Origin of the sequence: Deinococcus aestuarii (assembly GCF_018863415.1) — a bacterium.
In the GTDB taxonomy this organism is placed as follows: domain Bacteria; phylum Deinococcota; class Deinococci; order Deinococcales; family Deinococcaceae; genus Deinococcus; species Deinococcus aestuarii.
The window spans coordinates 47673-67935 of the sequence record NZ_JAHKSN010000012.1; the positions used below are offsets into that span (position 1 = coordinate 47673).

At 71.1% G+C, this 20263-nt stretch carries 23 protein-coding genes; 11 read left to right on the forward strand and 12 right to left on the reverse strand.

Going from position 1 to position 20263, the window contains the following annotated elements; genetic code table 11:
• Positions 1 to 52 precede the first annotated feature (52 nt).
• On the reverse strand, positions 53 to 823 hold the full coding sequence (locus IC605_RS14785; RefSeq protein WP_216325740.1) for an enoyl-CoA hydratase/isomerase family protein: 771 nt from the start codon (positions 821 to 823) through the stop codon (positions 53 to 55).
• Positions 824 to 897: 74 nt separating this feature from the next.
• Between IC605_RS14785 and IC605_RS14790 the strand changes: the two genes are divergently transcribed.
• Positions 898 to 1293, forward strand: coding sequence for a (deoxy)nucleoside triphosphate pyrophosphohydrolase (locus tag IC605_RS14790; protein WP_216325743.1), 396 nt, complete (start codon positions 898 to 900; stop codon positions 1291 to 1293).
• 9 nt (positions 1294 to 1302) lie between these two features.
• Here IC605_RS14790 and IC605_RS14795 read toward each other — a convergent pair whose 3' ends face one another.
• The 4 genes from IC605_RS14795 to IC605_RS14810 all read right to left on the reverse strand — a co-directional run bounded on the left by IC605_RS14795 (position 1303) and on the right by IC605_RS14810 (position 5853).
• Complete coding sequence (locus IC605_RS14795) at positions 1303 to 1500, reverse strand: hypothetical protein (protein ID WP_216325745.1); 198 nt, start codon at positions 1498 to 1500, stop codon at positions 1303 to 1305.
• Positions 1501 to 1562: 62 nt separating this feature from the next.
• Complete coding sequence (gene pdxY / locus IC605_RS14800; RefSeq protein ID WP_216325749.1) at positions 1563 to 2462, reverse strand: pyridoxal kinase PdxY; 900 nt, start codon at positions 2460 to 2462, stop codon at positions 1563 to 1565.
• Positions 2463 to 3057: 595 nt separating this feature from the next.
• A complete protein-coding gene (locus tag IC605_RS14805) occupies positions 3058 to 4071 on the reverse strand; it encodes a GNAT family N-acetyltransferase (protein ID WP_216325752.1) in 1014 nt (337 codons plus the stop codon).
• Positions 4072 to 4143: 72 nt separating this feature from the next.
• Positions 4144 to 5853, reverse strand: a complete 1710-nt coding sequence (locus IC605_RS14810; protein WP_216325755.1) for a M3 family oligoendopeptidase — start codon at positions 5851 to 5853, stop codon at positions 4144 to 4146.
• Positions 5854 to 5930: 77 nt separating this feature from the next.
• Between IC605_RS14810 and coaBC the strand changes: the two genes are divergently transcribed.
• The 3 genes from coaBC to IC605_RS14825 all read left to right on the forward strand — a co-directional run bounded on the left by coaBC (position 5931) and on the right by IC605_RS14825 (position 8226).
• Positions 5931 to 7166 carry a bifunctional phosphopantothenoylcysteine decarboxylase/phosphopantothenate--cysteine ligase CoaBC gene (coaBC, locus tag IC605_RS14815; protein WP_343216626.1) on the forward strand — a complete coding sequence of 412 codons (1236 nt, stop codon included), beginning with the start codon at positions 5931 to 5933 and terminating at the stop codon, positions 7164 to 7166.
• A 61-nt stretch (positions 7167 to 7227) separates the two neighbouring features.
• Positions 7228 to 7689 carry an arginine repressor gene (gene argR, locus IC605_RS14820; RefSeq protein WP_216325761.1) on the forward strand — a complete coding sequence of 154 codons (462 nt, stop codon included), beginning with the start codon at positions 7228 to 7230 and terminating at the stop codon, positions 7687 to 7689.
• A gap of 51 nt (positions 7690 to 7740) precedes the next feature.
• Entirely contained in the window at positions 7741 to 8226 is a 486-nt protein-coding gene (locus IC605_RS14825) for a hypothetical protein (protein ID WP_216325764.1), read from the forward strand.
• 60 nt (positions 8227 to 8286) lie between these two features.
• Here IC605_RS14825 and xseA read toward each other — a convergent pair whose 3' ends face one another.
• Both xseA and IC605_RS14835 read right to left on the reverse strand, forming a co-directional pair.
• Positions 8287 to 9498 (reverse strand): exodeoxyribonuclease VII large subunit, encoded by a 1212-nt coding sequence (gene xseA / locus IC605_RS14830; protein WP_216325767.1) that lies wholly within the window; start codon positions 9496 to 9498, stop codon positions 8287 to 8289.
• On the reverse strand, positions 9495 to 9848 hold the full coding sequence (locus tag IC605_RS14835; RefSeq protein WP_216325939.1) for a fluoride efflux transporter FluC: 354 nt from the start codon (positions 9846 to 9848) through the stop codon (positions 9495 to 9497). Before IC605_RS14835 ends, xseA begins: the two co-directional genes overlap by 4 nt.
• A 104-nt stretch (positions 9849 to 9952) precedes the next feature.
• On the opposite strand from IC605_RS14835, the gene IC605_RS14840 reads away from it, so the two are divergent.
• From IC605_RS14840 to IC605_RS14850, 3 genes are read left to right on the forward strand one after another with little or no spacing between them, the layout of a single operon-like run.
• On the forward strand, positions 9953 to 10867 hold the full coding sequence (locus IC605_RS14840; RefSeq protein WP_216325770.1) for a magnesium transporter CorA family protein: 915 nt from the start codon (positions 9953 to 9955) through the stop codon (positions 10865 to 10867).
• The gene (locus tag IC605_RS14845) at positions 10858 to 11259 is read left to right on the forward strand and encodes a GNAT family N-acetyltransferase (protein ID WP_216325773.1); all 402 of its coding nucleotides are present in this window, start codon (positions 10858 to 10860) and stop codon (positions 11257 to 11259) included. The genes IC605_RS14840 and IC605_RS14845 overlap by 10 nt, the downstream gene beginning before the upstream one ends.
• A gap of 52 nt (positions 11260 to 11311) precedes the next feature.
• The gene (locus IC605_RS14850; protein WP_216325776.1) at positions 11312 to 11905 is read left to right on the forward strand and encodes a hypothetical protein; all 594 of its coding nucleotides are present in this window, start codon (positions 11312 to 11314) and stop codon (positions 11903 to 11905) included.
• A gap of 24 nt (positions 11906 to 11929) precedes the next feature.
• Here IC605_RS14850 and IC605_RS14855 read toward each other — a convergent pair whose 3' ends face one another.
• From IC605_RS14855 to IC605_RS14865, 3 genes are all read right to left on the reverse strand, one after another.
• Positions 11930 to 12421 (reverse strand): hypothetical protein, encoded by a 492-nt coding sequence (locus IC605_RS14855; RefSeq protein ID WP_216325779.1) that lies wholly within the window; start codon positions 12419 to 12421, stop codon positions 11930 to 11932.
• Between the two features lie 185 nt (positions 12422 to 12606).
• Complete coding sequence (locus IC605_RS14860; RefSeq protein WP_216325782.1) at positions 12607 to 13767, reverse strand: acyl-CoA dehydrogenase family protein; 1161 nt, start codon at positions 13765 to 13767, stop codon at positions 12607 to 12609.
• A gap of 88 nt (positions 13768 to 13855) precedes the next feature.
• A complete protein-coding gene (locus IC605_RS14865; RefSeq protein ID WP_216325785.1) occupies positions 13856 to 14626 on the reverse strand; it encodes a TatD family hydrolase in 771 nt (256 codons plus the stop codon).
• Positions 14627 to 14790: 164 nt separating this feature from the next.
• Between IC605_RS14865 and IC605_RS14870 the strand changes: the two genes are divergently transcribed.
• The 3 genes from IC605_RS14870 to IC605_RS14880 are packed head-to-tail and all read left to right on the forward strand — an operon-like array spanning position 14791 to position 17409.
• Positions 14791 to 15408 carry a hypothetical protein gene (locus tag IC605_RS14870; RefSeq protein WP_216325788.1) on the forward strand — a complete coding sequence of 206 codons (618 nt, stop codon included), beginning with the start codon at positions 14791 to 14793 and terminating at the stop codon, positions 15406 to 15408.
• A 44-nt stretch (positions 15409 to 15452) separates the two neighbouring features.
• Positions 15453 to 16340, forward strand: a complete 888-nt coding sequence (locus IC605_RS14875) for an LptA/OstA family protein (RefSeq protein WP_216325791.1) — start codon at positions 15453 to 15455, stop codon at positions 16338 to 16340.
• Between the two features lie 10 nt (positions 16341 to 16350).
• Positions 16351 to 17409 carry an LptA/OstA family protein gene (locus IC605_RS14880; RefSeq protein ID WP_216325794.1) on the forward strand — a complete coding sequence of 353 codons (1059 nt, stop codon included), beginning with the start codon at positions 16351 to 16353 and terminating at the stop codon, positions 17407 to 17409.
• Positions 17410 to 17441: 32 nt separating this feature from the next.
• Here IC605_RS14880 and IC605_RS14885 read toward each other — a convergent pair whose 3' ends face one another.
• Positions 17442 to 18656: an MFS transporter gene (locus IC605_RS14885; RefSeq protein ID WP_216325797.1), complete on the reverse strand. Its 1215-nt coding sequence runs from the start codon at positions 18654 to 18656 to the stop codon at positions 17442 to 17444.
• A gap of 88 nt (positions 18657 to 18744) precedes the next feature.
• Between IC605_RS14885 and IC605_RS14890 the strand changes: the two genes are divergently transcribed.
• Complete coding sequence (locus IC605_RS14890) at positions 18745 to 19245, forward strand: hypothetical protein (protein ID WP_216325799.1); 501 nt, start codon at positions 18745 to 18747, stop codon at positions 19243 to 19245.
• Between the two features lie 20 nt (positions 19246 to 19265).
• Here the strand turns inward: IC605_RS14890 and IC605_RS14895 are convergent, their stop codons facing one another.
• Positions 19266 to 20189, reverse strand: coding sequence for an aldo/keto reductase (locus tag IC605_RS14895; RefSeq protein ID WP_216325802.1), 924 nt, complete (start codon positions 20187 to 20189; stop codon positions 19266 to 19268).
• Positions 20190 to 20263 lie beyond the last annotated feature (74 nt).

The following is a 20263-nucleotide window of genomic DNA, read 5'->3' on the forward strand; positions in this document are numbered from 1 at the left end:
TGAGGAAAGCGGTCAGCTCTCAGCCTTCAGCTTTCAGCGAGAGGGGGAGGCTTCAGCTTTTGCTTTTGGAGGCTGACCGCTGAGGGCTGACCGCTGACAGCTTCAATGCCTCCGCCGTCATGTGCCGCGCGTTCCACGCCACGGCGGCGGCGAGGCTCTCGGCGTGGGGGAGGCCGTCCCCCAGGGTGCGTTTGGTCCCTTCGAGGGCTTTGGGGGGCAGGGAGGCGAGGTGCGCGGCCAGGCTCCCGGCGCGGGCGTACAGCGTCTCCGCATCGGGCAGCACCTCGGTGACGAGGCCCCAGCGTTCGGCGGTCACGGCGTCGATGGGCTCCCCGGTCAGCGCGAGGTGGGCCGCCCGCCCCCGCCCGATCAGGTGCGGCAGCCGCTGGAGGCCCCCCAGGTCGGCGGTGATGCCCAACTTGACCTCGGGCAGGCTGAAGCGGGCCGAGGCGCTGCACAGCCGCAGGTCGCAGGCACTCGCCAGTTCCAGCCCCGCCCCGATGCACCAGCCGTCGATGGCGGCGACCACGGGGACGGGCAGCGCGGCGAGGCCCTCGATGGCCGCGTGCATCTCGTCCACCACGGCCCTGAACTTCGCCGGGTCCCCGAGCGCGGAGGCGATGATCGGCGCCGTCGCCGCCACGTCCAGCCCCACGCTGAAGTGCCGCTCGCCGCGCACGACCAGCACCCGCGCGCCCCCCAGTTCCGCGAGGGCCCCGGGAAGGTCCCGCCACGTCGCCGGGCCGAAGGCGCCCTTGGGGTGGGCGAGGGTCAGGGTCGCCACCTCCCCCTCGCGGGAGAGCCGCACGCTGTGATCAGTCATGGGAGGAGTGTACCGGGTTCAAAAAGGGGGATGGGCCGACGGGTGGGCCCGCGCTCTGCGCCAGACTGCCCCCCATGCGAACGGTCGTGGCGGGGGTTCTGGAACGTGAGGGGCCGGGCGGGGTGCGGCAGGTCCTGGTGGGGGCGCGGTCCTCCCCGGCGTGGGCGGCGGGCCAGTGGGAATTCCCGGGCGGCAAGGTGGAGGGCCGCGAGACCCCGGGGGAAGCTCTCGCCCGCGAGTGGCGCGAGGAGCTGGGGGCGGAGGTGGAGGCCGGGGAGGAGGTGTACCGCTCGCACCTCGACACGCCGGTCGGGCCCTTCACTCTCGTCGCGCTGCGGGTCCGCCTGCTGTCCGACGAGCCGCGGCCGCTGGAGCACCGGGCGCTCGCGTGGGTGGCCCCCGCCGACCTGACCCGTCTGCGGCTGCTGGCGAGCAACGTGCCCATCGCGCGGGCCCTCGCCCGGGGGTAGGCGAGCGGGCTACCGCAGGAAAAAGCTCAGGCCGAACATGACGGGGGCGGGTGGGGTGACCATGCTCAGCGGGACGGGGTGACGCCTGCCGATCAGCCCGCTCACCCACCGCGGGGGCCGCATCTCCAGGATGAAGCCCGCCAGGCTCAGGCCCTCCAGCGCGATGAAGGCCAGGTGTGAACGGTGCGGGGCGGCTCTGGAGGTCATCTTGTCGGGGGTGCCACGCGCCGCCCCAAAGTCTGACGCCTCCCGGGGGTGAAGAGGCTCCTTTATCCCACCCGCTCGGCCCCGAACACCCGCGAGGGCCGCACGAACTCCTCCTGCCCGGCGACGAGCTGAATCTCGCGCGTCCCCGCCCGGTGGGTGAGGTTGAGGACCCCGTACAGGGCGCTCATGCTGAGGCTGAGGGCTTCTCCCGCGTCGCCGCTCTGGAGGTAGTGCCCGAAAAACAGCGCGGCGATGGCGTCCCCGGTGCCGTTGCGGGGCGGGTCGAGGGGCAGCAGCGGCGTGCGGCACAGCCAGGCGCCGCCCTCCGTCACGGCCAGCGTCTCGATCACGTCCTCCGGCGCGTCCCCCCGCACCAGGCTGGTCACCACGACGAGGCGGGGGCCGCCCTCCCGCAGCCTCGTCCGCAGGGTGCGGGCGGCGTCCAGCGCCTCCTCCAGCGTGGTCACAGGTTGCCCGGTCAGGAGTTCCAGCTCGAACTGGTTGGGCGTCACCACGTCGGCCTCGGGGATGGCCTGGGCGCGGATCAGGTCGGGGAGTTCGGGGCGCACGAACACGCCGCGTCCCACGTCGCCCATCACGGGGTCGCAGCAGTAGAGGGCCGCCGGGTTGGCCGCCCGCACCCGCCGCACGGCGCCCACGACGGCGCCCACCGTGCCCTCCGAGCCCATGTAGCCGCTCAGGACGGCGTGGCACTCCGGCAGGGCTCCGCGCGCCTCGATCCCGTCGATGATCTGGGCGACGTGTTCGGGGGGGAAGACGGTGCCCGTCCAGGCGCCGTAGCCCGTGTGGTTGGAAAACTGCACCGTGTTGATCGCCCAGACCTCGAAGCCCAGGCGTTGCAGGGGGAAGACGGCGGCGGCGTTGCCGACGTGGCCGTAGCTGACCCAGGACTGGATGCTCAGGAGGTTGAGGGGGAGGGCGGGGGAGGTGGGGGCGGTCATGGGCCGAGGATAGCCCCGGCTCTCTCTGCGGTGGTCGGGGAGGAGGGCCGGGTGTCTTGCCACGGCTTACCCCCACCCCCCAACCCCCTCCCCCCCGAGGGGGCAGGGGGAGCGGCGCTGCGCTGGGCAGGGACACACGGACGGCGCGGGCGGTCGGGTTCTTCTGAACGTAAGGTTGGATCTTGTCGCGTCCCAGTCGCTACCCCACCGTCTCGCTGCGCGAGCCGACGTGGCCGTGGGCCAGGGGCGTTCAGTCACGGGTACTTATCGGGCGTCCGGATCGGCGTTTTGAACAGCGCAAAGGCCCCCGCTCTCTTTCTCCCTCTCCCCTTGTGGGAGAGGGCTGGGGTGAGGGGGCGTGTGACCACCTCCACTCCCCTTCACCGCTCCCCACCTGTCTTTTTGCGTCTCCCCCTTGATTCGCAGAGCTGCTTGCAGAGGGGGGAGGCTGGGAGGGGGTGAGGAGATCCGCCTCCCAGCGCCTCTCCCCGCTCCACCTTCCGCCTGCTCACCAAGACCGAGTGCCTGCCAGAGGTTGAGAAAGGGCCGGAAGAATCCTCCCAGCCCCTCATCACTCAGCGCTCAGCCCTCATGCCTACCCGTCCAGCCGCACCTGCCACTCGGTGAATTCCGCCCACGGGGTGAAGCCCAACGCCACGTTGATGCCCAGCATGGCGGCGTTCTCGTGGGCGTTGTTCGTGCGGATCACGCGGGCGCCGGGGCAGTGGGCGCGGACGTGGCGGATCATGGCGGCCTTGAGCCACTTGCCCAGGCCCTGCCCGCGCTCTGACGGGCGCACGGCGGTTGCCCCCTGGTAGACGAGGGCGGCGCGCTCGGGGCTCCAGAAGACTTCCGTGTACCCGGCGAGCTGGCCCGTGCGGGTGTCCTCGGCGGCCATCAGTGGGCGGACCTCCCCGGCCTCGGCGATCATGTCGTCCCAGGCGCGGATCATCTCGGGCGTGATCTGGAAGTCGTCCACGTCGAGGTCGCCGCGCGGGGCGGTGTTCATCACCATGAACACGTCCGCCGCCCGCTCCAGAACCTCCTCCGGGATGCGCTCCCAGACGTGCAGGCGGTAGGCCTCCCCCGCGGGGCGGGTCACCCAGGCGTCCAGCAGCGAGTCCGGAACGGCGGCGAGGTCGAGCTGGCTCTGGCGCAGGACCAGGGCGGGCTCGGCCCCCAGGCGGCGGGCGAAGGCTTCCCCGGCAGGGAGGCGGTCCGTGGTGCCGAAGGTGATCAGGCGGCGGCCTTCCCGCCGGGCGACCTCCTCCAGCGCGCGGGCGAGGTCGCGGCCCAGGCCCCGGCGGCGCCAGGCCGGGTGGACGATCAGCCGGGCGTGGGCGGCGTGCCGGTTCTGGGTGAGGCTGTACTCCAGCTTGGCCCAGCCGAGCGCCCGCGCTCCTTGCTCGTCCCAGACGACGAAGTGCGTCATGGCGTCGCCGGGAGTGAGTTGGGTCAGGCTGACGGCCTCACGCGCGGGGAGGTGGGGAGGCTCCTCCGGATAGGCGAAGGCGTGGCTCTCGGTGAGGAGGTGCCCGACCGCCAGCCGCGCCGCTGGGGACGCCGCCACGGGGTCGAACGGGGTCACGGTCAGGGTGCGCGTCGTCATGGGGCCAGTGTGTGCTCCCTGGCCGGGGAGTGCATCCGCAAGGTGGCGGAGGGGAACTAAGTGTTTCGGAGGTCAGGCGGAGGTGCCGAGCTGCCCCGCCAGAAACCCCATCAGTCCCCGGATGTACTCCCGGTCGAAGCGGAACTCCACCCCCGCCGCCCGGTACAGCTCGGGAACGGGGACGGTGTTCCCCAGGCGCAGGCTCGCCTTGTAATTCTCCAGGGCGCGGGCCGGGTCCGCCTGGGACGAGCGCCACACCCCCACGGCGGCGAGGTAACACATCGCGTATTCGATGTAATAAAACGGCGCCCGGAAGATGTGGTAATACTGCCAGCCCTTCGCCCGCACCCCCTCGTCCAGGCCCTCCCAGTTCACGAAGGGGTGGAAGGTCCGGTCGAGGTCGAGCCACTTCGCGTTGAGGTCGGCGACCGTCACGTCCTCCCCCGCCTCGGCGTAGAGCCAGTGCTGGAAGGCGTCCATCTGGGCGGCCCAGGGCAGGAAGGCGACGACGCCCTGAAGCTGCTTCTCGCGGTAGCGGGCGAGTTCACTGGGCGAGAAGACGTGTCCGAGGTGGTCCAGGGTCAGGAACTCCATCGCCATGCTGGGAATCTCGATGAACTCGATGGGGCTCCAGCGGTTCCACACCAGGGGCTGGGCGTCCCCGCTCAGGAAGCCGTGAAAGGCGTGCCCGACCTCGTGGAAGAGCACCCGCACGTCCTCGGCGGTGCCCACCACGTTCATCAGCACGAAGGGCTCGTTGGTGACCGGGAAATACTGGCAGTACGCGTGCGTCATCTTGCCCGGGCGCGATTCGAGGTCGAGCAGCCCGCCCCGCAGGGCCCGGAAGCGCCCGCCGAGTTCGGGATCGAGCCCATCGAAGGCCGTCTGCGCCAGGGCTTCGAGTTCTTCCCCGGTGCGGAAGGGTTTCAGTGACTCCCGCCCCTCCGGGTCGAGGAGGTTGCTGCGGTTGTAGTCCCAGGGGCGCACCGAGTCGAGGCCGAGCCGCCCGGCGATGTCCGCCAGCATCCGCCCGGCGAGGGGCACCACCTCATCCCGCACCGCCGCGTGGAAGGCGAGGCAGTCTTCCGGCGTGTAGTCCACCCGGTCGAGGCGCTTCCACATGTAGTCGCGGAAGTTGACGAGATCGGCATTGCGGGCGAGTTGCCGCCGCGTTGCCAGCAGGTCGAGCAGCAGAGCGTCGAGGTCGGGCGCGATGTCCATGTGGCTCGTCGCCAGCGCCCGCCACGCCTCCTCGCGCCCTTGGCGGTCGGGGCTGTCGCCGCGCTGCTTCGCCTGGGGCACGGTCAGGGTCTCTCCCCGCAACGTCACCTGCTGGTTGCCCGTGATGACCCCGTGACGGTTCATCTGGGCCGCGTGCGTGACCTCCAGCTCCACGTTCGCCTCGCGGAAGAGGGCGGCGGCGTCCTGAAAGCGGCGGTAGGTCAGGGCGAAGCCGGGGGCGGGCACGTACCCCGGCACCGCGAGAAGCTTCTCGGTGAGGGCGTGGTCGGCCCGCTGGCTCGGCGGCACGACCTCTTCCAGGAAGGCCGCGTAGCGTGCCTGGACCGCCCCGTCGTCCGTGTGGAGGTCCGCGCGGGTGGCGAGCCTCGCGCCCACGCCCATCAGTTCGGCGGTCAGCGCGCTCCACCCGGCGAGCCAGGCGGGCACGTCATCGGGGGTCAGGTCGGCGGCCTGAAGCCGGGCGTAGCGGGGGGCGAAGGTCTCCCAGCGGCTCTGGTCCTCGCGCACGTTCAGCACGCGCTCGGTGGCGGTGGTGGTCATGGCGCCGAGTCTACGCCGCGGCCCGAATGTCGGCCCTTCCCGACCCGCGCCCGTCCCGGCCCTCTAGACTTCCCCCCGTGAACGACTCCGCGACCCCCCCGGGCCCCCCCACCGTCCTCGTCGTCGTGGGGGGCAGCATGGCGGCGGTGAAGGCCCCGAGCGTGCTGAGGCGGCTGCGCGAGCGCGGCGCGCGGGTGCGGGTGATCGCCACGCGGGCGTCTCTCGCCTTCATCACCGAACTCAGCCTGGCGACGGCGGCGGACGGTGAGGTGGCGACCGACGGGACGTGGTTTACGGCCCGCCCCGACGCCCAGCACCTCACCCTCGCGCGGGCGGACGCGGTGGTCGTCGTGGGCGCCTCCGCCGACCTCCTCGCGCGGGCGGCGACCGGGCGCGGGGACGACCTCGCCTCGGCCACCCTCCTGAGCGTCCGCGCCCCCGTCCTGTGGGTCCCAGCGATGAACGAGCGCATGTGGGAGCACCCGGCGGTGCGGGCGAACGCGGAGCGGCTGCGCGGGTGGGGCCATACCTTCCTGGGCCCGGTCTCCGGCGCCTTCGGCTCGCGCGGGGAGGGCACGGGGATGGGCCGGATGGCCGAGCCCGAGGACATCGCGGCGGCCACCCTCGCCCTGCTCGCTCCCGCCGCGCCGCGCGACCTGGAGGGCGTGAGGATCGTCGTCTCCGCCGGGCCGACCCGCGAGTACCTCGACCCCGTGCGCTTCATCAGCAACCCGTCGAGCGGCAAGATGGGCTTCGCGGTGGCCGGGGAGGCGCGCGACCGGGGGGCGGAGGTGACGCTGGTGACGGGCCCGGTGAGCCTCCCCGACCCACCCGGCGTGCGGGTGGTCCGCATCGAGAGCGCCCTGGAGCTGCGGGACGCGGTGGTGGGGGCGGCGCGGGATGCGGGCGTGGTCGTGATGACGGCGGCGGTCGCCGACTACCGGGCTGCCGAGCGCGCAGGCGAGAAGCAGGCCAAGGTGGCGGGGGACGTGACGGTCCACCTTACCCCCAACCCCGACATCCTCGCCGAATTGGGCGCGCAGAAGGGGGAGCGGGTGCTCGTCGGCTTTGCGATGGAGACCCACGCCGGAGTCGAGCGGGCGGCCCTCAAGGCGCGGCGCAAGAACGCCGACTTCATCCTGCTCAACTACCCCACCCGTGAGGGCACCGCGTTCGGCGGCGACGACAACGAGGTCACCCTCGTGCGCCCCGACGGCTCCCATGAGGCGTGGCCCCGCCTGAGCAAGCGCGAGGTGGCCCGGAGGCTGCTGGACGAGGCGCTGCGCGTGCGCGGAGGGCGGCAGGAAGCCTGACAGCGGGACCGCCCCCGACCGCCGCTGTTGAATTATTCAGGCCCCGTGCATAAGATGGCGTGTGCTCAGCAAGGAACAGCGCCAGAAGCGCATTCAGGACATCATCGCGCGGGAGAGCGTCTCCACGCAGGCCGAACTCGTCGAGCGGCTGCGCGCGGAGGGCGTGCAGGTGACCCAGGCGACGGTCAGCCGCGACATCAACGAGCTGCGGCTGGTGCGGCTGCCCATCGGCAAGGGGAGGCACCGCTACGCCCTCGCGCAGGTGAGCGGGCACAACGACGTGCGCGACCAGCTCGAACGCCTCTTCCAGAACTTCGTGCGCGACGTGGACCGGGGCGAGAACATGCTCGTGATCCGCACCGCCGACGGCCATGCCACGGGGGTCGCCCTGCTGCTCGACAAGCTGCGCCGCGACGACATCGTGGGCACCATCGCCGGGGAGGACACCATCTTCGTCGTCGCCCGCACGACCGCCGAGGGCGAGGCCCTGATGGAGGAACTCAACGCCCTGATGCTGGGGTGAGGTGACGCCTGTACGGCTTCTGTCAGAGGGGCGTGCCTACAGTGAGCCCAGATGAAAAGGCTCCTGCTGCTCCCCACCCTCCTCCTGGCCGCCTGTGCCCCGATGGCCGCGCCCGCCTCGCCCCTCGCGCCGGGCGACGTCCTGACCCTGACCGGCACGACCAAGGGCAAGGAGGCCGTGAACGTGACGTTGACGGTGCGCGGCAAGGGCGAGCGCGACCGGGACGGCGACTGGGAGTACGGCGCCGACGGGGCCGAGTCCGATTCGGCCCTGATCTACGTGGACGGCGAGGAGGACTTCGTGGTGGCCCTCGACAGCTCCGAGATTCTGGACGACGGCGGCACGCGGCACGAAACGATCCTGGCGTGTTTCGCGTCCCCCAGCGGTCCCGGCTGGCGCACGGCGGAGGGCTATCTGGTTCAGGGGGACAAGACGTCCTTCGAGATTCTGGGACAGCGGCTCAAGGGCCAGTCGGGCCTGGCGGGGCTCCGGACGCTCTCCGAGAACGCCGGGGACTGCCTGATCACCCGCAAGTAGGGACGTCGGCGCCGAGGGGTCAGGAACGCCTCCGCTCAGATGGGCTTTTCTCCTCCCACCTCAGCCGTCCGCCCGCACCGCGACCGTCCCGTCCCGCAATTCCAGCGTGAGCGCCTGCCCGGCCCGCACGTCCTGCGCCCGCGTGACGGGTCTGGCCGCCCCGTCGCGCACGAGCGCGTAACCGCGCGCCAGGGTGCGCTGCGGGGTCAGGCCGAGGGCCTGCCGCATCAGGGCGTCCACCTCGGCGCGGGCGGCGTCGGCCTGTCGGCGGGCCGACCCCACGGCGCGGTCGAGTGCCCCCTGCGCTCCCGCCTCCGCGTTCACCAGCGCCTCGCGGGCGTGGGCGCGGATCGTGCGGGCGTCCTCCTGCGCCTGCGCCGCCGCCCCCACCACCGTTCGGACGACCAGCCCGGCGGCCTTGCTCGGCGTGTCGGTGCGGACGCAGGCGACCTCATCGGGCAGGGTGTCGTCGCGGGCGTGGCCGAGACCCGTGATCACGGGCGCCGGGAAGGTGGCGAGAGATCGGCCCACCTCCAGGTCGTTGAGCCACGCGAGGTCGGTGACTGCCCCGCCGCCCCGGATCACCACCAGGGCGTCGAGGGGTTCTTCCGCGTGCGCCTCCCGCGCCGCCCGGATCGCGTCCGTCAGGCTCCCACTCGCCTCCCGGCCCTGGAAGGTGGCCTCCAGGTACAGGAATTCGACCACCCCGGCCGCCTCCAGCGGGTCGGTCTCGCGCCGGAAGTCGCCCAGACCCGCCGCGCCGACCGGGCTGATCACCGCCACCCGCGCGAAGTCGGTGGGGGCGGGGAGCGAGCGGTTGAGGCCGTATACGCCCTCGCGCGTCAGCGTCTCGCGCAGGGCTTCGAGCTTGAGCTGGGCGTCCCCCAGGGTGAACTCGGGGGACACGTCCACCACGTTCAGCGAGAAGCCGTACTGCGGGTGGAACTCGGCGGTGCAGAAGAGCAGGACCTTGAGCCCCGCCGTCAGCGTCCCGCCCGTGGCGCGGCGGAACTTGCCCTCCAGAAGGAAACGTTCGCGCGCCCAGAGGGTCGCCCGGCACTTGGCGACCTCCACCCCGTCCTCCAGTTGCACGAGGTCGAGGTACAGGTGGCGGCGGTCCGTGATCGAGGCGACCTCCGCCCGCACCCACACGCCGCCCGGCATCCCCCGCGCGATGACCTGCCCGACGTAGTTCAGCACGTCCGCGAGTTCGAGGAAATGCTCGGGCGGGCGCGTCGTCTCCGCCTTGCTCTTCCGCTTGCGCCCGGTCACAGCCGCGCCCCCAGCAAGCGGCCCAGCACCGCCGCCATGACGCCGAGGCCCACGCTCAGCCCCACGTACAGGGCGGCGAAGCCCGCCGCGCCCCGTCCCAGCAACCCGTCCACATCCACGCTGAAGGTTGAGAAGGTCGTGAAGGCCCCCAGCACCCCCGTCCCGAAGGCCAGCCGCGCCGCCTCCGGCCACAGCCCGCGCCCGACGAGCGCCACCGTCAGCCCGAGCAGGAAGGAGCCCAGCACGTTGATCAGCAGAATGGACACCGGGAAGCCGGTCCGGCCCACCACGGGCGCGAGGACGAGCGTGACCCCGTACCGCGCCGCCGCCCCCAGGGCCCCGCCCGCCATCACCCACAGCCACGCGCTCACGGGAGACAGGATAGGGGAGGGTGGGGGGTGGAACGTGGAACAGGGCCTCCCCCGCCGACGTTCCACGCTCTACGATCTTCCCGATGATCCGCGCCAAGACCCTCAAGGGAGCCGACCTCGCCTGGAACGGGGAGACGGGGGGCGTCTGGGTGGACGCTCAGGGTGTGACGGAGGAAGAGCTCGCCCGCCTGCGCGCCGCCTTTCCGCTCAACCGCCTCGCCGTGGAGGACGCGCTGGAGCAGGGGCACTGGAGCCGGGCGGAGGGCTACCCCGAGCACGCCTTTATCACCCTGCGCTCGTTTACCCGGCCCGAGGAGCAGGGCGAGTTCACCGAGCGCGTCAGCATCTTCGCCTTTCCTGAGGCGGTCCTGACCCTCAGCAGCGCGGGCACCCGGGCGCTCGGGCGCGTGTGGAACCTCGTGGGCCGCGAGAGCGTGAACACGCCGGGCGAGGTCGTGTACGAACTTCTCGACCAGACCGCCGACACCTTCTTCGTCCTCGCCGACCGCCTGGAGGAGCAGGTGGACGGCCTGGAGGAAGAAATCTTCCAACATCGCCGCCACAACCCGATTCCGAAGGTCTTCGACCTCAAGCACCTGCTTGCCCAGGCCCGCCGCCTGAGCGCCGACGCCCGCGAGGCGACCCTGCTCCTGACCCGCCACAGCGACCCGGGCAGCGCCGACCTGTTGCGCTACCGCGACGCTCAGGACTCCTTTACCCGCGCGAGCAGCCGCCTCGACGGCCTGCGCGACCACCTCACCAGCCTGCTCGATCTGCACCTGGGCCTGCAAAGCCAGCGCATGAACGAGGTCATGCGGACGCTGACGGCGGTGAGCGTGATCTTCCTGCCGCTGACCTTCCTCGCGGGCGTGTGGGGCATGAATTTCGAGCACATGCCGGAGTTGCGGTGGCCCTACGGGTACGCTCTCGCGTGGGGCAGCTTCCTCCTGATCGGCGGCCTGCTTGCGTACTCCTTCAAGCGTCGGGGATGGTGGTAGGGGTCCGGCCCATCGAGCCCTCCCATCTGCCGGGCATCATGGCCCTGTGCGCGGTGGAGGGCTCCGGGTCGTACGCGGAGGAGGCCGACCTGACCTGGCGGGCGCTCACCAGTCCCGGCGTGACCTCCCTCGTCGCCGTGCAGGAGGACCGGGTGATCGGCGTGGCGCAGATGCTCGGCGACGGGGTGATCCAGGCCTTCCTCGTGCTGCTCGTCGTCCATCCGGACGCGCGCGGGAAGGGACTGGGGCGGCGGCTCGTGGAGGAGGCGTTCGCGCGGGCGGGAGGCAAGCGGGTGGACCTCCTCGCCGAGGAGGGGGCGGAGGCGTTCTATACCCGTTTCGCGCATCGCCGCAAGCCCGGCTTCCGCCTGTACCCGGACCCGCCGCGCTGAGCCTGTCCAGCCCCGGCGAGGTCGCGGGAGCCAAATCCCAGTACCCTGGTCCATGCCGCCCGTCGTGCTCCAGTGTCCAGAAGAAGAGGTGATCCTCCAGCGTTTTCACCGGGCGCTCGCCGACCTGTGGGCGCAAGACCGCGTGCTGATCGAGCGCAGGCTGGGCCAGAAGACCGTCGCGCACCGCCTCGCCGTGTATCTGGAGTGGCAGTTTCCCGGCTTCCACACCGACTGCGAGTACAGCCGCAACAGCCGGGTGGATGAGGACACCTACGACTTCCCCTCCATGAGCCGTCCCCGCCAGCGCGACCTGCGCCGCAACCTCGCGCGCCAGGGCCTGGGCGGGGGAGAGGTTGGGGCCGCCGCCCAGCGGGTGACCGATGCCTACCCCGACATCATCGTCCACTACCGCGAGGAGAATCACCTCAACCTGCTCGTCGTGGAGACGCGGCTGCTCGGCGACGCGCGGGGCTGGGGCGGCGTGCTGGACGCCAGGGAAAAGCTCCAGCGGTACACGCTTCAGGGAGAAGAAGGGCTCTACCGCTACGCCGTGGGTCTGCTGGTCGAACTGGGGGTGACGGCAGAGGGCGACCAGAGCGTCGTCCACCAGTTCCGCGACGGGGGAGAGGTGGGGCGGGTGGGGTAGGGAAACCGAGCGGGCCTGCGTCGTCTACGGTGCCTGGGCGACGATGACCCCCTCTGCGGGGAACAGGTAGAGGGTGAGATAGAACCCACCGTCCGCCGAATCCACCGCGAAGCCCGCTGAGAGCACGGCGTCCTGTCCCCAGGCGGTGACCTGCTCATGCCGGTGGGCCTGGTCGATCCGGGCCCGCGTCTGCTCCGGACTCAGCGTCATCCTCGCGCAGGCCAGGTTGGGGGATGAGGAGAAAAACGAGGTCAGGACCTCGCGCCCGAACAGGGCGTGACAACTCGTCCGGATCCCTGCGGCGTCTCCGAAAAACTGCTTGACGCTGTGTTCAACCATCTGTGCGGTCCCGACCTTGACCACGGGGGTATAGCGTGGGAACTCCTCCTGAAGCGTCGGGGTGGCCTCCGCCGCACTCCGCCTGGAAGGGTGCTCCTCGGTCGAAGTGGAGGAGGTCGTCTGCGTCCATTTGCAGCCGATGAGCAACGCAAGTCCGAGAAAAAGAAGTTTCGGCACAAATTTCTCCGGCGAGTGAGGCGGGACAGCGGTGGTCCTTCACTTCCATCCACCCTCCCTGTAACCCGCCCCCAGCCTGTCAAAGCCTCGGGGACAGGTGGCGAAGGCAGGCCCAGGTCGGAAGGCGACCGGAAAGCGGCCAGAACGTCGCTTTCAATGCCCCGGCAAGAGGAGACCCAAGCGTCCTACTCCAGCGCCCCCACCCCCGTCAGGTGCCGCCCCACGATCAGGGTGTGGATGTCGTGGGTGCCCTCGTAGGTGTCCACCGTCTCCAGGTTGAGCATGTGCCGGATGACCGGATACTCGGTCGTGATGCCGTTGCCGCCCAGCATCTCGCGGGCGAGGCGGGCCCCTTGCAGGGCCACCCGCACGTTGTTGCGCTTCGCCACCGACACCTGCGCGAAGTTCATCCGGCCCGCGTCCTTGAGCTGCCCCAGCCGCCATGCGAGCAGCAGCCCCGTCGTGTGGTCCGTCGCCATCCGCACGAGCTTGTCCTGCACGAGCTGACGGCCCGCGATGGGCTTGCCGAAGGTGGTCCGGCTGCCCGTGTAGTCCAGCGCCGTCTGCAAGACCGCCTCCAGCGCCCCCATCGCCCCCCACGCGATCCCGAAGCGGGCCGAAGTCAGGCACGAGAGGGGGGACTTGAGCCCGCTGGACCCCGGTAGCAGGTTCCCCTCGGGCACCCGGCAGTCCTCCAGCACGATCTCGCCTGTGACCGAGGCACGCAGGCTCATCTTGCGGTGGAGGGGGGGGGCGCTGAAGCCGGGCGTGTCCGTCGGCACGATAAAGCCGCGGACCACGCCCTCATCGTCCTTCGCCCACACGACGGCGAGGTCGGCGACCGGCGAGTTGGTGATCCACATCTTGTTGCCGTTCAGGATGTACCCGTTGCCGTCCTTGCGGGCGCGGGTCCGCATCGCGCCGGGGTCGGAGCCGCCGTCGGGCTCGGTGAGGCCGAAGCAGCCGATCAGTTCGCCGGAAGCGAGGCCGGGGAGGTACCTGCGCCGCTGCTCCTCCGACCCATAGGTATAGATGGGGTACATGACGAGGCTGCCCTGCACGCTCGCCGCGCTGCGCAGGCCGCTGTCCACCCGCTCCAGCTCGTACATCATCGCCCCGTAGGCGCTGTAGGACACGCCCGCGCCGCCGTACTCCTCGGGCGTCGTGGGACCCAGCAGGCCCATCTCCCCGAACTGGCGCATCACGTCCCGCGCGGGCAGCTCGGCGTGGTCCCACCACTCGCCGATGTGGGGCAGCAGCTCGGCCTCGCAAAAGGCGCGCACGCTCTCGCGGATGAGTCTCTCGTCGGTGGGGAAGAGGTCCTGGACGGCGAATTCGTCGATCATGGGGGGACTCCGGTGGGGGTGAGCGGGAACGGGTCGGTGGGACGCGGCCTCTTCCCTGGATTCGTGCTTGGCGGTGGTTGAACCGAGTCTACGGTGTCGGCGTGGGGAGGTTGTAGACGCGGCGGGCGTTGTCGTCGGTGACGCGCTCCAGCTCCCCCGCGTCCAGCCCGCGCAGTGCGGCGATGAAGTCGAGGGTGTGGCGCACGTAGCCGGGCCGGTTGGGCTTGCCGCGCCTGGGCACGGGGGCGAGGAAGGGCGCGTCCGTCTCCACGAGCAGGCGGTCGAGCGGCACGAGGCGGGCGGCCTCCTGAATCTCCCGCGCGGTCTTGTAGGTGGTGTTCCCCGCGAAGCCGAAGAAGGCGCAGCGCTCCAGCCCGCACGCCAGCAGCCCCGGATGCCCGCTGAAGCAGTGGAGGATGACGGGTTGATCCGGCCAGCCCGAAAGCACGTCGATCACGCCGCGCTGGGCCCGGTCCTCCCCGGCCCTGTCCCGCACGTGGATGACGAGGGGCCTCCCCGTCCGCCGCGCGAGGTCGAGCTGCCACTCGAAGGCCGCGAGCTGCGCCGCCCGTTTCGTATCGTCCCAATAGTCGTCTAGCCCGCTCTCCCCGATCCCGACGACGCGGGGGTGAAGGGCGAGACGCTCGATCTCGGCGCGGGTTTCCGGGCCGTCCTCCTCCGTACTGGTGGGGTGCAGGCCCACGGTGGCCCACACGTCCCCGTACCGCTCGGCGAGGGCCACGGCGTTGCGGGCGTGCTCGGGGCTGGCGCCGATGCAGACCATCCCCGTCAGGCCGAACTCATTCCGCGCGGAGGCCGGGTCGTCCAGGAAGTCGAGGTGGCAGTGGGTGTCGATCATGGGGGAGAGGGTAGAGGGAACGGGGCTCCCGGAGTGTGGACCGGGGCGAGGGGAGGCGCCCGCCGACCCGCGTATGGGGCTCCCCCCCGCCCACCCCCGCCGCTCCTCACACCTGTCAGCCCGTGCCCATCTCTCTCACCGCCCCCCCGCGCTAGATTGCCCGCGTGCTGAAAGCGGGGCTGTACGTACTTGTCGCTCTCGGGGTGTTCGCGCTGGTGTTCGCGTTCCTGCCCTCCGGGAATGCGGGTGGGGCACAGACGGGGGCGCGGCTTCAGGGCGTCTCCCTGTCCCTCTACCCGGTGCGCGACGCGGACGCCGTGTGGAGGTTCCGGGCCTCGGAGGTCACGAGCGATCCCCTGGAAGGAGAAACGCACCTTGCGGGACTCTCGGACGGCGGGCGCTGGCTGCGCGGGCGCGGCCCCGACGGCAGACCGACGGGTAAGGTCGTGCTCGACGCGACGCTCGCCGCGCCTGACCTCACCATCGATGCCCAGGACAACATGCTGACCCGTCAGGCAAAAATCACCCTGGTGCAGCAGTGTGCCAACATCGACCTCAGGGGCACCCCGGCACAGCCCGTCCGGGTCGAGCAGGGCTCGGGGTTCAGCGCCCCCGTGGCGCGGGTGGACTCGCCCTCGCTGACGGGCCGCGTGACCCGGCTGCGCATGAGCTTCGACTTTCAGGTCGAGGACAGCGGCGAGGACTCCACCCTCGGCTGGGACCCTGGCGCCACCGAGACCTGCGAGAACGGGAAGCGCGTGCCGCTGAGCCCGGCTTCCTGACCCGGAAGGTCCGGAACGAACACCGTCCAGACAGGAGAACTCCCTTGAAGAAACTGACCCTGACGTTTGCCCTGGCCGCCACGACCGTGCTCGCCCAGAGTGCTGGTCCCGAAAGCCGCATCATCAACATCCAGGGGGCCCCGCGCGGCGACCTGCGCAATGGGCCGCTGGCCTTCACGGGCAGCCCGGTCAAGGCGACCGTGAGCACCCTCCAGATTCAGGCCTCGCAGGCGACCCTGGCCGCGCCCAGCGGGACGCCGCTGATCCAGGCGAAGGGCAAGCGCACCTCGAACTTCACGGGCAACGTGGTCGTCACGCGCGGGCGCCTCACGGCCAAGGGCGGGCAACTCGCCTACAGCGAGGCGACCGGACAGGGCGTGATGGGCGGGAGCCCGAGCGCGACCTTCCTGCCCGCCGAGCGCAGCGGCGACGACCCCGTGAACATCTCCGCCGGGCAGATGAGCCTCGACGTGGACAACAACGTCTCGACCAGCACCGGCAACGTCCAGCTCCGGAGCGGCACCCAGACCGGCAAGGCCGACAAGCTGATCTTCGACGAGGACCGCGAACTCGCCCAGCTCACGGGCACGCCCAGCCTCACCCGCGCCGCGAAGGGCAACCAGAAGGAACTCGTGATGACCGGGCAGGAGGTCCGCGCGCTCACGAAGTCCAAGACGCTCTACGTGCGCGGCGGCGTGCGGCTGGTGCAGGGCACCCTGACCACGACCGGGGACGCCGTGTACTACGACGACAAGAAAAACGTCGCCTACGTGGTCGGCAACGCGGTGAGCACCGACAGCAAGACCAAGGCGACCGTGCGTGCCCCCGCGAGCGGCGCCCTGGAGCAGCGCACCGACCTCGCCCGCGTGCGGGCCCTGAACACGGCGTACAAGATTCCCACGGCGCAGTTCCAGTTGCGCGGCGAGAAGTAAGGCGGGTGGCGTGCGGCGGCTCCTGACCCTGACCCTGGCCCTCACCCTGGGGGCCGGACTCCCCGCGTGGGTGCTGGCGCAGGGGACGGCCACCCCGCCACCCACGGCACCAGCCACGCCCGCTCCAGGCACGCCTCCCGCCGACGCTCCCCCACCCGCCGCCGAGACCGAGAACGCCAGCCTCGAACTCGTGCGGAAGGGAGACGACGGGGAGGAGCGGCGCATCCGCATCGTCCGCACGGGCAGCAGCGACGAGACGGGCGTGTTCACGATTTGCAGCCCGCAGGACGACGAGCCGGAAGGCGCGCCCAGCCTCGCCGTCTTCAGCGAGACGGGGCCGGGCGGGGTGCGGATCACCATCGACAAGAACGTGATCCGCGTGCCGCTGGCCCTCGTCACCCAGCGGCAGGGGGAAGACGGCGAGGGCGGCGACGGCCGGGTCGAGGCGAGCGCCGGGACCGCCCGTTTCCTCGACGAGCCGCCCCCCGGCAAGACCGACCGCCTCAGCCGCTGCGCCGTCGAGGCCACGCCGAAACCCGCCCCCGACACCGTGCTCGTGACCCAGGGCCGGACCGAGCTGAAGGGCCAGAAACTCGTCTACGACGAGACGGACGGCATCGCCCGCATCGACGGGCCGATCCAGTTCACCCGCCCCTCCGACGACGGCCCCCTGACGGGCCAGAGCGAGCGCATCGAGGTGGACGTGGACGCTGAGCAGACCACCCTGGTCGGCAACGTGGTCCTGAGCAGCAAGGGCGGGCGCGTGAGCAAGGCCGCCCGCGTCGAGTACGACGATCAGGCGAACACCGCCCGACTCATCGGCACGCCCGAGCAGCCCGCCGAGAGCGTGCAGGGCCGCGACGTGCTGCGCGCCCAGGAACTCCTGTACGACCTCGACCGCAACGAGGTGGTGGCCCGCGCGGGCGAGGGCGGCACGATCACGGGCGAGTTCCAGGACGGCGAGGAGGAGGCGGGGACGCCGGGCACCACGCCCACTCCTTCGACCAGTCCGGGCACACCGCCGCCGGGAATGCCCCCACCCACGACCCCGACTCCCCCCGCGCCCTGAGCCGGGGGTTTTTGCATATCCGGTCTCCCTGGTCAATCGGCGGGCTGGGCGCCGTGGAGCGTGCGCCGCGTGACGACCGCCCCCTCCAGCCGCAGGTACAGGAGCGCGGCGAGGAAGGCCAGCCCGGCCACCACGCTCCACAGCGCGGCGTTCCCGAAGCGGGCGAGCAGGAAACCGCCCAGCAGCGGGGAGAGCAGGGCGCCCAGCCCGGTCATGCTGCCGACGAGGCCGATGTACGTGCCGCGCACCTCCGGACGGCCCAGCTCCGCGACGATGCTCTTGCCGATGGAGTAGCTGACGATCTCCCCGAGCGTCCACACGGCCACCGCCAGCACGTGCGCGGCGAGGGTGTGCGCGAAGGCGTGGCCCAGAAAGCCCAGCCCCAGCAGCGCCGCCCCCACCGCCTGCCAGCGGGGGTGGTTGCCCTGCGAGATCGCGTGCCCCAGCGGCAGCCCCAGCCCCACGACGAGCAGGCCGTTCACCGAGAGCACCTGCCCGTACTGCGCCGCCGTGAAACCTTGCTCGGCGAAGACGAGGGCCAGCAGCTTGTAACTCTGGTAGGTCAGCGCGAACAGCAGCGAGGCCAGGCAAAAGGACCAGAGCAGCCGGTCGCGCGGAAGCCAGGCCGTTCTGGGCGCGTCGGCCCTCCTGGGGGAGGCGCCCCCGCCCCGCGCCCCGAGAACCGCGAGCAAGGCGGCGTAGGCGGCCATCGTCGCGGCGTCGAGGAAGAACAGCAGCCGGAAGGAGGAGCCCGAGAGCCAGCCACCGAGCGCGGGCGCGACCGAGACGCCGACGTTGATCGCCCAGTACAGCAGGTTGTACGCGCGGGTGCGCTGGGCCCCCGTGGTGAGTGCGGCGACGGCGCTGCTCGCGGCGGGTTTGTACATGCCCGTCAGCAGCGAAAAGGCCAGCACGCCGAGCACCACCGCCCCGAAGCTGGAGGCGAAGGCCAGCGCGACGAGCATGACGGCCCCGCCCCCCAGCGCCAGGATCATGGTCGCGGTGGGGCCCAGCCGGTCGCTGAGGCGGCCCCCGAACGCCTCCGCCCCGAAGCGGCCCACCCCCAGCACGCTCAGGACCACGCTGACCTGGGTGATCCCCAGCCCGCGCTCGGAGGCGAGGTAGAAGCCCAGGAGCGGCACCACGAACTCGCCGAGGCGGTTGATCAGCGTGCCGACCCACAGCACCCAGAAGGGCCGGGGGTAGGCCCGGTACACGCCCCGGAGGGAAGCGGCAAGAGAGGGCATCCGTCCCAGTGTAGGAAGGTGGACGGCAGCCGACCGGGTACTCCCTTGGTACGACGACCGTTTGAGTCCTGGCCCCTACCGTCGAGGCGTGACCTTCGTCTTGCTCGCTTCGCTCGGCCTTGGCCTCGGGGGCTTCGGCCTGGGCTGGCTGGTGAGCCTGAGCGCACGGCGGACTGGACGACGCGCGTGGGTCCTCCCCGTGCTGTTGACGCTGGGCGTGTTCTTCCTGCCCGCCGTGTTCATCCTCGATTGGGCGGTGTACGTCTTGCACAGCGTCCCACCCAGCCAGGCGTCGGCCCATGCCCTCGCCCGGCGGTTCGCCGTGTGGAGCGTGCTGGCGCTCGTGACGGCCCTCGTCTGGTCCTTGATGGCCGCCGTCCAGCGTCCCCTCCTGGCACTCCTCGGCCCACCCGCCCTGTTCGTGACGGAGTATGTCCTCATCCTGCCCCTGGTCGGCCGGGTGCGGGACCTGTGGGAGATCATCGAGATCGAGAACGTGCCCGTGGTCTGGTTCTTCGTCTTCAGCGGCGCGGCGACGGCGGCGCTCGCAGGATACGCCCTCGGACCCACACGGAGCCGAGGGCGGTGAGGGGGATCAACCTCTTCCTGTTACGGCAACACGTTCCCCGCCGCCCGGTAGATCGCGTACCACTCCTCGCGGCTGAGGTGGACCTCGCTCGCCCGGCAGCAGTCGCGCAGCCGTTCCAGGTTCATCGTGCCCGTGACGGGCTGCATCCGGGCCGGGTGCCGCAGCAGCCACGCGATGGCAACCGTCGTGTTGCTGACCCCGTGACCCGCCGCCACCTCGTTGATCTGCGCGTTCAATTCGGGAAACTTCGGGTTGTCGAGGAACACGCCCTCGAAAAAGCCGTACTGGAAGGGTGACCAGGGCTGGACCGTGATGTCGTGCAGGCGGCAGTAGTCGAGGATGTACCCGTCGCGGTTCACCGCCGCGTCGTTTTCCATGTTCACGTTGACGCCGCTGGAGATCATCGTGGCGTTCGTGATGCTGAGCTGAAGCTGGTTGGCGACGAGGGGCTGCCGCACGTCCCGCTTCAGGAGGTCGATCTGCCGGGGGTGCTGGTTCGACACGCCGAAGTGCCGCACCTTGCCCTCGCGCTCAAGCTGGTCGAAGGCCTCCGCGACCTCCCCCGGCTCCACGAGCGCGTCCGGGCGGTGCAGCAGCAGCACGTCGAGGTAGTCGGTCCTCAGCCGCCGCAGGATGCCGTCCACGGAGGCCAGGATGTGCTCTTTCGAGAAGTCGAACGTCCCCCTGTCCTGCCGGATGCCGCACTTCGATTGCAGGATGATCCGCTCGCGCACGCTGGGGCTCATGCCGATGGCGTCCGCGAAGATTTCCTCGCAGCGGCCCTGTCCGTAGATGTCGGCGTGGTCGAAGAAGGTGGCGCCCTCGTCCAGGGCGGTCCGGACGAAGCGTTCCGCCTGCTCCTTGTCGAGCGAGTTGATGCGCATACAGCCGACCGCGACCACCGGCACGTCGAGGTCGCTCCTTCCCAGTTTGATCGTTCTCATCACGGGTCTCCTTCTGAACGGGTGGGTCGAGGGAAAATTCGTCAGCACAACGGGTGGCGCTGACGTGCAAGCCG

Bases quoted from the DNA above. Each gene is read 5' to 3' on its own strand.
- IC605_RS14785 (WP_216325740.1), bottom strand. From the start codon at position 823: ATGACTGATCACAGCGTGCGGCTCTCCCGCGAGGGGGAGGTGGCGACC.
- IC605_RS14790 (WP_216325743.1), top strand. From the start codon at position 898: ATGCGAACGGTCGTGGCGGGGGTTCTGGAACGTGAGGGGCCGGGCGGG.
- IC605_RS14795 (WP_216325745.1), bottom strand. From the start codon at position 1,500: ATGACCTCCAGAGCCGCCCCGCACCGTTCACACCTGGCCTTCATCGCG.
- pdxY (WP_216325749.1), bottom strand. From the start codon at position 2,462: ATGACCGCCCCCACCTCCCCCGCCCTCCCCCTCAACCTCCTGAGCATC.
- IC605_RS14805 (WP_216325752.1), bottom strand. From the start codon at position 4,071: ATGACGACGCGCACCCTGACCGTGACCCCGTTCGACCCCGTGGCGGCG.
- IC605_RS14810 (WP_216325755.1), bottom strand. From the start codon at position 5,853: ATGACCACCACCGCCACCGAGCGCGTGCTGAACGTGCGCGAGGACCAG.
- IC605_RS14825 (WP_216325764.1), top strand. From the start codon at position 7,741: ATGAAAAGGCTCCTGCTGCTCCCCACCCTCCTCCTGGCCGCCTGTGCC.
- IC605_RS14835 (WP_216325939.1), bottom strand. From the start codon at position 9,848: ATGGCGGGCGGGGCCCTGGGGGCGGCGGCGCGGTACGGGGTCACGCTC.
- IC605_RS14840 (WP_216325770.1), top strand. From the start codon at position 9,953: ATGATCCGCGCCAAGACCCTCAAGGGAGCCGACCTCGCCTGGAACGGG.
- IC605_RS14845 (WP_216325773.1), top strand. From the start codon at position 10,858: ATGGTGGTAGGGGTCCGGCCCATCGAGCCCTCCCATCTGCCGGGCATC.
- IC605_RS14850 (WP_216325776.1), top strand. From the start codon at position 11,312: ATGCCGCCCGTCGTGCTCCAGTGTCCAGAAGAAGAGGTGATCCTCCAG.
- IC605_RS14860 (WP_216325782.1), bottom strand. From the start codon at position 13,767: ATGATCGACGAATTCGCCGTCCAGGACCTCTTCCCCACCGACGAGAGA.
- IC605_RS14865 (WP_216325785.1), bottom strand. From the start codon at position 14,626: ATGATCGACACCCACTGCCACCTCGACTTCCTGGACGACCCGGCCTCC.
- IC605_RS14885 (WP_216325797.1), bottom strand. From the start codon at position 18,656: ATGCCCTCTCTTGCCGCTTCCCTCCGGGGCGTGTACCGGGCCTACCCC.
- IC605_RS14895 (WP_216325802.1), bottom strand. From the start codon at position 20,189: ATGAGAACGATCAAACTGGGAAGGAGCGACCTCGACGTGCCGGTGGTC.